Origin of the sequence: Amycolatopsis sp. NPDC004079, assembly GCF_040610415.1 — a bacterium.
GTDB lineage: Bacteria > Actinomycetota > Actinomycetes > Mycobacteriales > Pseudonocardiaceae > Amycolatopsis > Amycolatopsis halotolerans.
Window position 1 is genome coordinate 1 of sequence record NZ_JBEXMH010000057.1, and the last position, 11,987, is coordinate 11,987.

At 68.5% G+C, this 11,987-nt stretch carries 13 protein-coding genes; 8 read left to right on the plus strand and 5 right to left on the minus strand.

The genetic code is table 11. From position 1 onward, the window contains the following. The first annotated feature begins 248 nt into the window (after positions 1-248). Entirely contained in the window at positions 249-2,171 is a 1,923-nt protein-coding gene (locus ABZX37_RS38335; RefSeq protein ID WP_354748127.1) for a peptidoglycan recognition family protein, read from the plus strand. Positions 2,172-2,217: 46 nt separating this feature from the next. On the opposite strand, the gene ABZX37_RS38340 is transcribed toward ABZX37_RS38335, so the two are convergent. Together ABZX37_RS38340 and xrtP are read right to left on the minus strand one after the other, a co-directional pair. Beyond that, positions 2,218-3,546, minus strand: coding sequence for a glycosyltransferase (locus ABZX37_RS38340; RefSeq protein ID WP_354748212.1), 1,329 nt, complete (start codon positions 3,544-3,546; stop codon positions 2,218-2,220). A gap of 53 nt (positions 3,547-3,599) precedes the next feature. Beyond that, a complete protein-coding gene (gene xrtP / locus ABZX37_RS38345; protein WP_354748214.1) occupies positions 3,600-4,106 on the minus strand; it encodes an exosortase P in 507 nt (168 codons plus the stop codon). A 377-nt stretch (positions 4,107-4,483) separates the two neighbouring features. Here xrtP and ABZX37_RS38350 point away from each other — a divergent pair, with 377 nt between their 5' ends. The 3 genes from ABZX37_RS38350 to wecB all read left to right on the plus strand — a co-directional run bounded on the left by ABZX37_RS38350 (position 4,484) and on the right by wecB (position 6,685). Beyond that, a complete protein-coding gene (locus ABZX37_RS38350; protein WP_354748129.1) occupies positions 4,484-5,260 on the plus strand; it encodes a choice-of-anchor P family protein in 777 nt (258 codons plus the stop codon). A 12-nt stretch (positions 5,261-5,272) separates the two neighbouring features. Continuing rightward, positions 5,273-5,452, plus strand: coding sequence for an LPXTG cell wall anchor domain-containing protein (locus tag ABZX37_RS38355; protein ID WP_344270349.1), 180 nt, complete (start codon positions 5,273-5,275; stop codon positions 5,450-5,452). Positions 5,453-5,521: 69 nt separating this feature from the next. Further along, complete coding sequence (gene wecB, locus ABZX37_RS38360; protein WP_354748216.1) at positions 5,522-6,685, plus strand: UDP-N-acetylglucosamine 2-epimerase (non-hydrolyzing); 1,164 nt, start codon at positions 5,522-5,524, stop codon at positions 6,683-6,685. Here the strand turns inward: wecB and tsaD are convergent. The 3 genes from tsaD to tsaB are packed head-to-tail and all read right to left on the minus strand — an operon-like array spanning position 6,666 to position 8,856. Next, entirely contained in the window at positions 6,666-7,712 is a 1,047-nt protein-coding gene (tsaD, locus tag ABZX37_RS38365; protein ID WP_354748131.1) for a tRNA (adenosine(37)-N6)-threonylcarbamoyltransferase complex transferase subunit TsaD, read from the minus strand. The genes wecB and tsaD overlap by 20 nt on opposite strands. Next, positions 7,712-8,194 (minus strand): ribosomal protein S18-alanine N-acetyltransferase, encoded by a 483-nt coding sequence (rimI, locus tag ABZX37_RS38370; RefSeq protein ID WP_354748133.1) that lies wholly within the window; start codon positions 8,192-8,194, stop codon positions 7,712-7,714. Before rimI ends, tsaD begins: the two co-directional genes overlap by 1 nt. Then, entirely contained in the window at positions 8,191-8,856 is a 666-nt protein-coding gene (gene tsaB, locus ABZX37_RS38375) for a tRNA (adenosine(37)-N6)-threonylcarbamoyltransferase complex dimerization subunit type 1 TsaB (protein WP_354748135.1), read from the minus strand. The genes rimI and tsaB overlap by 4 nt, the downstream gene beginning before the upstream one ends. An 81-nt stretch (positions 8,857-8,937) precedes the next feature. On the opposite strand from tsaB, the gene ABZX37_RS38380 reads away from it, so the two are divergent. The 4 genes from ABZX37_RS38380 (at position 8,938) to ABZX37_RS38395 (ending at position 11,986) form a co-directional block, all read left to right on the plus strand. Further along, the gene (locus ABZX37_RS38380; RefSeq protein ID WP_354748218.1) at positions 8,938-9,483 is read left to right on the plus strand and encodes a DUF3558 domain-containing protein; all 546 of its coding nucleotides are present in this window, start codon (positions 8,938-8,940) and stop codon (positions 9,481-9,483) included. 112 nt (positions 9,484-9,595) lie between these two features. After that, the gene (locus ABZX37_RS38385) at positions 9,596-10,084 is read left to right on the plus strand and encodes a hypothetical protein (RefSeq protein WP_354748137.1); all 489 of its coding nucleotides are present in this window, start codon (positions 9,596-9,598) and stop codon (positions 10,082-10,084) included. 4 nt (positions 10,085-10,088) lie between these two features. Continuing rightward, entirely contained in the window at positions 10,089-10,688 is a 600-nt protein-coding gene (locus ABZX37_RS38390; protein ID WP_354748139.1) for a DUF3558 family protein, read from the plus strand. Continuing rightward, positions 10,685-11,986, plus strand: a complete 1,302-nt coding sequence (locus tag ABZX37_RS38395; RefSeq protein ID WP_354748141.1) for a hypothetical protein — start codon at positions 10,685-10,687, stop codon at positions 11,984-11,986. Before ABZX37_RS38390 ends, ABZX37_RS38395 begins: the two co-directional genes overlap by 4 nt. Position 11,987 lies beyond the last annotated feature (1 nt).

The following is an 11,987-nucleotide window of genomic DNA, read 5'->3' on the forward strand; positions in this document are numbered from 1 at the left end:
GGTGGGGGGCCCCCCTCCGGCCGCGCTCGGGGGGCGGTTGGCCGGGCCGGGGGGTTTTTGTCGCTGGGTGTGCCCGCCCGCCGGCGGGGGCCCCCCCCCCCCCCCCCCACGCCCGGCTCGGCAGCCGGCCCAGGCTCCCGGGCACCGCCGTGTGCCCGTTCGGCCCCATCCCGCGGATAACCCCCACCAACTCCCCCGGCGACTGGTTGGATCCGCACAGACAGGCATCTCACTCCTGGAGTCCTCCTATGCCCCGCTCACTCCCGTGGCGCCTGGCCGCCGCGACCACCGGGCTGCTGGCACTCGCCGCGATCGCGGTCACTGTCCCGGCCTCCGCCCAGCCGGCCAACGAGGCCCGTCAGCGCGCCTTCGCCGACGCCGCTCGCGAATTCGGCGTCCCGCTGGACGTCCTGCTCGGCGTCTCCTACCTCGAATCCCGCTGGGACACCCACTCCGGCGCTCCCAGCACCGCCGCCGGCTACGGACCGATGCACCTCACCGACGTCCGCACCACCGGCCTGCGCACCAGCGAGTTCGACAACCCCGACGAAGACCCCCGCGGCGACGACTCGCGTCCGACCCTGCGGCTGAAGGCGCTCAAGCCCTCGCCTCCCCCGCCCGGCAGCCAAACCATCGACAAGGCCGCAGAGCTGCTGCACACCGACGCAGCGAAGCTCCGTACGAACGCCGAAGCCAACATCCGCGGCGGAGCGGCGCTGTTGGCCCAGTACCAGCGAGAGTTGAGCGTCAAGAGCGACAACGCGAAGGACTGGTACGGAGCCGTCGCGCGGTACAGCGGTTCCGAAGACGTCACCGGCGCGCGCACCTTCGCCGACGAAGTCTTCGCCACCATCAGCAGCGGCATCACGCGTACGACCGACGACGGCCAGGCCGTCAAACTCGCCGCAGCCTCCGACGTCACCCCGGACCGTGCTCAGGCAGACCGTCTCGGCCTGCGCGCCGGAGAGCCGCCGGCCACCGAGTGTCCGCGGTCGATGTCCTGCGAGTCGGTGCCCGCGCCGTTCCAGAAGATCGGCGACAGCTACGGCAACTACGACAAGGCCGACCGCCCGCGCGACCAGAAGATCGACTACATCGTCATCCACGACACCGAGGGCACCTGGGACTCGGTGATGAAGCAGGCCCAAACCCCGGGCCAGACCGCGTGGCACTACACCGTCCGCTCCTCGGACGGCAAAGTCGCCCAGCACGTGCCCACCAAGGACGTCGGCTGGCACGCAGGGAACTGGTACCTGAACGCGAAATCCCTCGGCGTCGAGCACGAGGGCTTCGCCGCGCAGGGGACCTGGTTCACCGAGGCGATGTACCGCCAGTCCGCGAAGCTCGTGCGCTACCTCGCGCACCGCTTCGGCGTTCCGCTGGACCGCGCGCACATCCTCGGCCACGACAACGTGCCCGGCCCGAACGCGGACAAGATCAAGAGCATGCACTGGGACCCGGGCCCGTACTGGGACTGGGCGCACTACTTCGACCTGCTCGGCTCCCCGCTGAAGCACGGGGGCGCGCCGGATTCCGACCTCGTGATGATCGCGCCGGAGTACTCCGCCAACCGTCCGGTGTTCACCGGCTGCGACAAGATCGGGTCCGGAAACCCTTGCCCCGAGCGGAGTTCGGGTTCCGTCGTGCTGCACACCGAGCCGAGCGAGTCCGCGCCCCTGCTGTCCGACGTGGGCATGCACGGGCCTAATCCGTCCACAATGGATGTCTCGGACATCGGCAGCCGCGCGGCCACCGGCCAGAAGTACGCCGTCGCGGACACCAAGGACGACTGGACCGCGATCTGGTACCTCGGGCAGAAGGGCTGGTTCCGCAACCCGGGCGACGCGCCCACCGCGTATCCGGCCGACGGATTCGTCGCGACTCCCAAGGAGGGCAAAGCGACCGTGCCGGTTTACGGGAGCGCGTACCCGGAGGCCGGGGCGTACCCGAAGGACGTTCCGGTGCAGGAGCTCAAGCCGTTGCCGTACCAGTTCGGCACCGGCCAGAAGTACTCGGTCGGCGGGCTGACCGGCTCGGAGTACTACTCGGCGTCCTTCGACGTCGCGACCAACAAGGTCGTGAAGGGCAAGTCCAGGTACGTGGAAATCCAGCTCGGCCACCGCGTGGCGTACGTCAGCCGCGACGACATCGACCTCGAACCGGCGTCCTGACCGCAGCTCGCTGAATGCCCGGGCCGCCCGCGCGCGACCCGGGCATTCACGCGTCCAGGGCCACCTTCACGCCGACGCCGGCCTCGGTGTTGCGCCGGGTCTTGGCCCAGCCGTTGCGGCCGCGCACCAGCCGGAACAACGCGCGCCAGGACGTGATGTAGAAGGTGTAGATGTAGGCCGCGTACAGCAGGCCCATGCCGATGCCGCGGAAGATGTTCTTGCTGCGCAAGCATTTCATCTGGTAGATCGGGCCCCACACGACGAACGGCAGCAGCCCGAACGAACCGTAGATCGCGAACAGGATCCACGCGCCGCCGGTGAACCACGTCCACACCTGACCGGGATCGCCCGCGGTGCTCACGAGAAGCAGGATGAACGGCACCGGGTACAGCAGCGAGCCGAGCAGCTGCATCCACGGCTGCGCCAGGTAGTACATCATCTCCGCGGCGCCCAAAGTGGACACGTGCGGCGAGTCCCAGATCCGGCGCAGGTACCGCATGCACTGCATGGTCCCCTGCCCCCAGCGCGTGCGCTGCACCAGGAACCGGCGAAGGCTGTACAGACCTTCTTGCGCCACATGCGAATCCGGCGTGAACCCGGTGCGCCAGCCCGCGGTGAGCAGGTGCACTCCGAGTTCGAAGTCCTCCAGCAGCGAACCGCGCCACGGGGCGAACTCGTCACCGGCGATCGAGTCCAATGCGGACAGCCGGGTGAACTGTCCGTTGCCGCCCATGGAGATCGTGCCGGTGAAGCCGCGCGACGTCTGGATCGCCGCGATCGCGGTACGGAACTCCAAGTCCTGCAACTGGGCGAGCTTCAGCCCGAACGCGCGGGAGAACCACGTGCGGCCGGGCGGACGGCTGCGGAAGTTGCTCATCCGCACGTCGAGCTGGACAGCACCGACGGTCTCGTCGCCGAAGAGGTGGTCTGCCGCGCACACTTCGAGGCAGTTGGGCGCGGGACGGCCGTCCGCGTCGACCACCACGACCACCACACGGTCGCGATCCGCGTCCGGACCGAGCCACTCGTCCAGCTGGCGGTAAGCGGCGTTGAGCGCGTCTCCCTTGCCGGTGCGCGCTTCCGGGCGCTGGCGGGCGACGAGGTGCAGATTCGCGTCGTAGCCGCCGTTTCGCCGCCACACCGAGCGCACGACGCGGGCGGTGCGGTCGTCGGAGTCGTCGTCCACGACCCACACGTGCGCGCGGCGGAAGGTGCCGCGCAGGTATTTCACCGTCTCGCGGATCACCACCTCCTCGTCGCGGCAGGGGACGAAGAAGTGCCAGGAGAAGTCGGCCGGATCGCCGACCGGAGCGGGTTTGCGGCGCAGGTACGGCACGACGATCACCACGACGTACACGAGGAACGCGACGCTCATGGTGAGCGCGAACGCCTGCGTGACCGACAGCAGGATCTTCAGGCCGGAGTCGCTCACGCCGCGGCCCGCTTCTCGGCCTTCGTCTTCCGCGTCGCCAGCCAGACGAAGAGCACCAGCGAGATCGCGCCGCCGATGACGCTGACCAGCGAGCCGAGCAGGGTGTGGCCCCAGTAGTAGCCCTCGTCGGTGCCGAGCCCGTTGACCAGCCCGACGATCGTGAGAATCCGTAACTGATTAACCAGAATCACCGCGATCGCGGAAATTCCCAGCGAGAAAAAGAGCCTGCGGGCATTCTGTGGCCGGAACCACAGAAGTGCGGCGGTAACTAATAGCAACGGTAGAAGAAGGAATACCGACGAGCATTCCGGAGTCATCCGCAACCCGAATGGAGTATCGCCAGACAACCCGAAGTAGACCGATTCCCGGTTTCCGGCCACATAGACCCCCGATGAGGTGACAACCCGGAGGATGACACCGGCCAGCTGTACTTCCAGTTCCCGGTACCCGCGCTCCACGAGCACCAGCACGACCCCCGCGGCGAGCACCCCGAACACCGCCATACGCAGCGGAAACCGGGATGCGCCGGACACCGGCGCGTTGACTGCTGTCACGACGACCCTCTCGAGAAGAAACCCAGCGGAACCGGGGCGGTACCGGCCACGGTCGTGTCCGCGACGGTTTCCGCCCTTCCCCGGGCAACCCCATTCCGGGGATACCCGAGCAGCTTTCGGCATATTCTTACTCAAGCTTGCTAGTCCGTTCGAGTGATACTTCGCGCAACCTGGGAAAAAGCCGAATTCGTATCACCCGATGTGGTGATCCCACGAAAAAGCTGTGCCATTTCGGAAACGTCCGCCGATAACCGATCCGCGTGCCGACTCTTGCTCAGCGGGTTTAGTCCGCGCGGCGGCTCGCCCTGAGAAAATTCGGAGGACCAGTGAAGAGACACCTCGTGCGACGAGGCGGCATGCTCGCCGTTGTCGTGGCGAGCATCGCCCTGGCCGGAGCCGCTCCGGCCAGCGCCGCTCCCGGCGACGGGTCGGCCTACGGCGTCAACGTCAACGTGACGCTGCTCGGCCAGCCCGCGGTGCACCTTGGCCCGCTCGCGGCCGCGAACACCAACGGCCCGACGGAAAGCACCGCGGTCTCCGCGAATGTGACCGGCGTGCTCACCACCGGCGTGATCACCACGTCCGCCGTGCGCGACGACAACTCCGGCGCGGTCACGGCGAAGGCGTCCACCGCCGACGTCGGGCTGCCGCTGCTCAAGGCCGCCGTCGGCAATGTCGGCGCGAAGGCGGTCGAAGCCGTCTGCACCGCGACGCAGGAAGGCGTCAAGGGCAGCACCACGCTGGTCGGCGCGAACCTCGGCAGCCTCGGCAATGTCGACGCCAGCCCGGCCCCGAACACCGAACTGAAGGTCCAGGTCGGCCCGCTGCACGTGGCGACGCTGATCCTGAACGAGCAGATCAAGAACCAGGACGGCAGCCTCACGGTCAACGCCCTGCACCTCAAGCTGCTCGGCGGCGACGCGCTGGGCGCTCTCGGTTCGGGCGACGTGATCCTCTCCTCGGCGACTTGCGGCCCGGCCGCTCCGCCGATGCCGCTCGCTTCGGGAGCAGGCATGTGGATCGGGTTCGGCGTGGTGGCCGCAGTCGCGGTACCGGTCGGCCTGCGCTTCTCCCGGCGTCGTTCGCCCCGCCTGACCCGGTGAGGTGATGGATCGATGTACAAGATGCCTGGCGCCGGGGTCGGCGTCGCCGGTGGCGGGGTGGGCACCCTCGCCGCCACCGGCGCCGACGTCGGCTGGTGGCTCGCGGTCGGCATCGCGCTGGTGATCCTCGGGATCGCCGCGCTGATCGCCGTCCGCCGCCGGAATCGGCGGTTCTCCCGCCTGGACGGCTGAAGAATCCGGGCTGCCGGCGTGATCCCGCCGGCAGCCCGGTTTTCCGGGACACTCGAAAGGGTGAAAACGTTGGACGTGATGCTGCTGGCCGGGACGCGGCCAGAGGCGGTGAAGCTCGCACCGCTGGCGCTGGCCTTGGACGCCCGGCCCGGGCTGCGGCCGCTCGTCGTGCACAGCGGCCAGCACCAGGGCATGGTCGAACAGGCGCTGGCCCCGTTCGAGGTGGCGATCGACGCGTGGCTCGACGTGCCGCCGCGAGTGTCCGGCACGCAGGCGGAACTGGTGTCCGGCCTGCTGCCCGCTCTCGACGCCGCGCTGCGCCGGTACCAGCCGTCGGCGGTCGTCGTGCAAGGCGACACCACCACCGGACTGGCCGGCGCGCTCGCCGCGTTCTGGCTCGGGATCCCGGTGGTGCACCTCGAAGCCGGACTGCGCACGCACGACCTGGCGTCGCCGTTCCCCGAGGAGGGAACGCGGCAGATGATCTCGCGGATCGCGGCCCTGCACCTGGTCCCGACCGCGGCTGCGGGCGCGGCGTTGCTGGCCGAAGGCGTGCCAGCGGAGCGCATTACGCGTACCGGCAACACCGTCGTCGACGCGGTGCTGGCGGTGGCCGCGCGCGATTTGCCCGCCCGCGAACCGGCGCTTGCCTTGCTGGAGATGGGAATCGCCGAGGCGGGTGAGCAGTTGGTGCTGGTCACGTCGCACCGCCGCGAGTCTTGGGGCGAGCCGTTGACGCGGACGCTGACTGCGGTGCGCCAGATCGTCGACGCCCATCCGCGCGTGCAGGTGCTGTTCCCGGTGCATCCGAATCCGGCTGTGCGGGAGCAGGTCGAGGAGGTGCTGGGCGGAGTGGCGCGGGTGACCGTCACCGAGCCGTTGGAGTACCCGGATCTCGTGCGCGCGCTGCGGTTGGCATCGCTTGTGCTGACGGATTCCGGTGGTATTCAAGAGGAAGCGCCGACGTTCGGTACGCCAGTGCTGGTGCTGCGCGACACGACGGAACGCCCGGAAGCCGTCGAAGCCGGTTGCGCTTGGCTGGTCGGCACCGACACGGAGCTGATCACCGACACCGCCGCGCGCATCCTCCGCGGCGAGATTAGCGCTGCCGCGTCAGCGAATCCTTATGGAAACGGCTCCGCAGCGGCACGGTCGGCTTCGGCGATCGAGACGCTGCTAGGGGTACCCCTTGATGCGGCTGCTCTCGTGAGTCCTAAAGGGACACAATGTTGACCGGCAGGCCCGGGTTCGCCGAGAAGTCCAACGGTGCCACCGCCCGGCCTGCCGCCACCACGTGCGCACCCAACGCCGCGATCATCGCGCCGTTGTCCGTGCACAACCGCGGCCTCGGCACGCGCAGTTCGATACCCGCCGCCGCGCAGCGCTCCGCCGCCAGCTCCGAAAGCCGCGAATTCGCTGCCACCCCACCGGAAATCACGATTGTGCCGATCTCCTGCTCGCGCGCGGCACGGATCGCCTTCACGGTGAGGACGTCCGCGACCGCTTCCTGAAAGGACGCCGCGACGTCGTTAACCGGCACGGCGTCGCCAGCGCGCTCGGCGTTCTCCACCCAGCGCGCCACGGCCGTTTTCAAGCCAGAGAAGGAAAAGTCGAACTTCGCGTCGCGCGGACCGGTCATGCCGCGCGGGAACGCGATCGCCTTCGGGTTGCCCTGCTTGGCCGCCTTGTCGATCGGCGGCCCACCCGGATACGGCAGGTCGAGTACGCGCGCGACCTTGTCGTACGCCTCGCCCGCCGCGTCGTCCACAGTGGATCCGAGCTCGGTGATGCTCGACGCGATGTCGTCCACTCGCAACAGTTGCGTGTGGCCGCCGGAAACCAGCAGCGCCAACACCGGCGTCGGCAACGGCCCGTGCTGCAACGTGTCCACCGCGATGTGCCCGGCAAGGTGATTCACGCCGTACAGCGGCACATCCAGCGCGGTCGCATAGGCTTTCGCCGCCGAAACCCCGACCAGCAACGCACCCGCAAGACCCGGCCCAGCCGTCACCGCGATAGCGTCCACATCGGACAGTTTCAGCCCCGCAGTGGCAAATGCCCGCTCCGCCGTAGGCACCATCGCTTCGAGATGCGCGCGGCTGGCGACCTCCGGCACGACGCCGCCGAAGCGAGCGTGCTGGTCCACACTGGACGCGACCTCGTCGGCGAGCAGTTCCACCGTGCCGTCGTCGTGCAGCCGGACGAGGCCGACGCCGGTCTCGTCGCAGGAGCTCTCGATGCCCATGATGACGCGCGCCATCAGCCGGCCACCTCGTCTCGTGCCGGGGCCTGCGCGGGGCGGGCCATAGTGAACGCGTCGGCACCGGAAGGCTGGTAGTAGCGCTTCCGGATGCCGAGTTTCTGGAAACCGTGTGTCTCGTACAGCGTCACGGCCGCGTCGTTGTCCGTGCGCACCTCGAGGAAGACAGCCGCGTGCAGCTCGTCGGCGCGCGTCAGCAACGCTCGCAGCAACGCCTTGCCGATGCCCTGCCCCTGCGCCTCCGGCACGACGCCGATCGTGTGGACGTTCGCTTCGTAGTCGCCGCGTCGCCCAACCACCGCGAGCCCCGCGTACCCAAGCAGGGTCTCCCCGTCGTCCGACCGCGCGGCCAAGTAGTAATGCCCCTGGTCGAGCTCGGAATGAAACGCGCGCGCATTCCAGGGATCGTCGCCGGGAAAGAGGATCTTCTCGATCTCCGCGCACCTCGCGACGTCAGCGCGGCGCAACTGGTCGAGCTTCACAGCGCGGTCACCCTCTTGCGCGCCGCGGGCTCGACAGCGTCCGGACGACGCAGGTACAGCGGCGTCAACGGCTCCGGCTCCGCGCGCTCGAGAAGCGCCGTACGCGCCACGCGCACCAACCCAGCCGGCGACGGAAACCGCGGCTCGATCGGCACCACGCCGACCGCCGCCGCGTACTGCAACGCCCCGTCCCCCGCCGCGACGCGAATGTCAGTTTCGATGTCCGCGGGCCGCTGTACGTGCGGACCGTCCGTGCGCGCGCCCGAAGCGTCGTACGCAGCCCAGTAGACCTCGCGCCGCCGCGCGTCCGTGAAGACGAGAAACGGCTTCTCCGTACGCACCACGTCCGCAGCGATCGCGTCGAGACTGCACACCGGGTACGCCGGGATGCCGAGCGCGTGCGCGTACGCAGCCGCCGTGGCCATGCCCGCCCGCAACCCTGTGAATGGTCCCGGCCCGACGCCGCACACGATCGCGTCGAGCTCTCGGAGCGTGACCCCAGCCTCGGCCGCAGCAGCAAGCGCATGCGGGGCGATCAGCTCGCCGTGCGCCCTCGGATCCACCGTGACGCGGTCCGCCCGAGTGACGAGCTCAGCCTCGTCGAGAGCGACGATGCCCGCCGTCACCGCCGGAGTAGCCGTGTCGATCGCCAATACCAGCACGATTTCCCAGGATAGCTCTGGTCCGAAGGGGACCGGGGAGCGGGCGGGGCGGACGGGGGGTCGGGAAAGATGCGTTCCGTGATGAAGCCGTCTTTCGTGGCCTTGCTCGGCGGAATGCTGCTTTTGGCTGGTTGTTCGGCCGCCCCGGCCCCGGAGTCCTCCGCGCCGCCCGACGTGTCGCAGGGGCCCCAACCGCTCAACGTGCGGAAATACGAACAGGACCCTTGCGCTCTGCTCCCCCAGGCCGCGGAGGTCTTCAACGCGGTCCGCAACCGCAAGATCACCGGTGCCATCACCCCGGCCTGCACCTGGAACGACAGCAAGAACAGCACCCTGACCATCGGCTTCCTCCCCGTGCAGGGCGGCCTCGCCACCATCGGCCAAAACCTGAGCAGTACTGGCTACTACGACCCAGCCCCCGCAATCGACGGCTACCCGGCGGCCTACACCAACGTCCTCGACAACCGAGCGCAAGGCGGCTGCCAAATAGCCGTCGGCGTCCAGGCTGACGAGGCATTCACCAGCTCAGTCATGCTCTTCCCGCGGTCCCCGTCCTACGGCGACCCGTGCTCGGTCGCGCTCAAAGCCGCGCAGGCGGTCGTGGCCACCCTCAAGGCAGGTTCCTGACAACTGCCCGGCTTGGGGGATTTTGTCCACGCGCGGAACCTCGACCGATTAAGCTCAGTCAAAGCGTCGGCAGTCGGAGACAGTGCCGCCGGGAGCGAGGGGGAACGTCATCGTGGGCAATGGGGAGTCGTCCAGCAGCCAGCCGGCGGACGGGCGCGCGGGGTACGTCGACCCGGAGGAGCAGGCCAAGCGCGACCGCCAGGACAAGCAGTTCGGCGAAGCGATGAACTCCAACGGCGTGCGCGTCTACCAGCAGCGCGCGGCGGAGGACGCCAAGGTGAACGCCGCCGCGGCGGGCGGCGGGTTCAACATGGACGTCGACGCGATGAAGACTCTGCAACCGGAATGGCAGAGCATCGCCGACGGCCTGAATGGCATGATCAGGTCAGGTCGGCAGTTGCGCGCGGTGACGCCGCCTGCCGGCGACGACGGCAGCTCCCTGCAGAAGCGGGCAGCGGATATGCATGCCGACGCCTACCTCACGAGTCTTCAGCAACAGCAGACCTACGCGCAGGGTTATGCCGACAGGCTGAAAGAAGCCATCGGCAAGTACGAGAAGCAGGATCATGCCAATACGACCAGCATGAGCAAGCAAGGATGACCCGGTGACGAAGACCAGCCTCCGCGCCGCCGCGACAGCAATCCTGCTCCTCACTCTGACTGCCTGCACGTCCAATCCGGGTTCTCCCGCGCCGTCGACTTCGAGCGCGGCACCGGCAACATCCTCGGCCGCGTCCGATGTTCCGCAGGTAGCCAACCCGCTCGATGTGGCCAAGTACGAACAGGCACCGTGTTCTCTGCTCACCCAGGCCCAGGCCGCGGAGGTCATCGAGTCGGTCCGCACCACCACCGACGCCGGAGCCGGAGCACCGATCTGCAGCTGGTACGGCCCGGACAACAGCAGCGTCGGGATCGGATTCGTCCCCAACGGCGGCGGACTCGCGAGCGCCTACCAGTACAAAGACAGCTCATCCGGATACTTCGAGAAAGCACCCGCCACCGACGGCTACCCCACCGTGCTCTCCGGCCCCACCGACGACCGCAAACAAGGCGGCTGCCAGGCCATCGTCGGCGTGAAGAACGACGAGACCTTCACCAGCTCGGTCATCCTCCGGCAATCCTCCCCGCATTACAGCGACCCGTGCGCATTGGCAATCACAGCGGCTACCGCAGCGATCAAGACGATCAAGACAGGTGCGCGATGACCAATTACACTCCGCAGCAAATCATCGGCTTCGTCAAAGGCGGCAAGGGATCCGGCGGGATGTACACCGGTGCGGACCTGTCCTCGGACCTCTCCCGCCAGCACCAGGAAATCGCCGGCCGGATGCAGCAGCTGCAAGGCAAGATGAGCCAGTACTGGCAGGGAGATTCCGCTGGTCAGGCCTATGCCGGCGCGGGCCCGCTCGTGCAGTCGTCTCAGGTCAGCGGACAGCATCTCCAGCAGGCGCAGGAGCTCTACCACGGCCAGGGCGGCTCGTTCCAGCAACTGCACAACCAGATCCAAGACATCGGCGACGTCGGCGAGAAACCGGCAGGCGACTGGGTTTCCGGGACCCCTCTCTCGTTCCTTTCGAACCGGCAGAACGAGATCGACGACTGGAACCGGAAAGCGCAGGCGGTCACCGAAAGCTACGACGCTTACCACCAGCAGTCGACGGACAACTCGAGTCGCTGGGCGGACCCGTCGCAATACGGGCAGCTAGCGATGCCCTCCGCCGGCGGTGACTTCACCATCACGCAGCCCGGCGGCACCGGTACCGCTCATCTGCCCGCGCACTACACCCCGGGCGGGCCTGGCGGCACCGCTGGCACGCACTCCGAGGGCGGCTACGTCGCCGACAACAACACCGGCAGCAGCACCGGCGACAACACCAGCCACCGCGACCACACCAACGATCGCACTGGGCCGCCGGGGGCGTTGCCTCCTACGGACACTCACCGGTGGGATTCGGGGCCTCCGCCGCACAACGGTCCGACGGAGACGCCGGGCAAGTACCACCCGCCGCACAGCGATCTGCCGGATGACACTCGGACCTCCGGGTACGTTCCGCCGGATCTCACCAGCACCAACAATCCCAACAGCACCAATAACCCCAACTCCTGGTCGTTCAACAGCAGCAACCCCAACACCGCCAACCCCAACGGCGGCAGCAGCAGTCTGTACACGCCGGGGCTTCCGGGAACCGGCAGCGGCTACTCGGGCAACCCAGGCAGTGGCTACTCGGGCAACCCAGGCAACAGCGTCGGCCGAGGAGCGGGTACCGGTACCGGGCCGTTCGGTGGCAACGCTGAAGGCGTCGCCAGAGGTGGAGCAGCGGCCGGAGCCAACGGGCGCGCGGGGGCGTCGGGCATGGGTGCGGGCGCGATGGGCCGCGGGCAGAAGGGCGAAGGGGAAGACGACCTCGTCCACGAGACCGCCGATTACCTGGTCGAGCAGGACCCGGACGCGGCCCTCATCGGGGACCTTCCCAAGGCGGTTCCGCCGGTGATCGGGCTCTGAC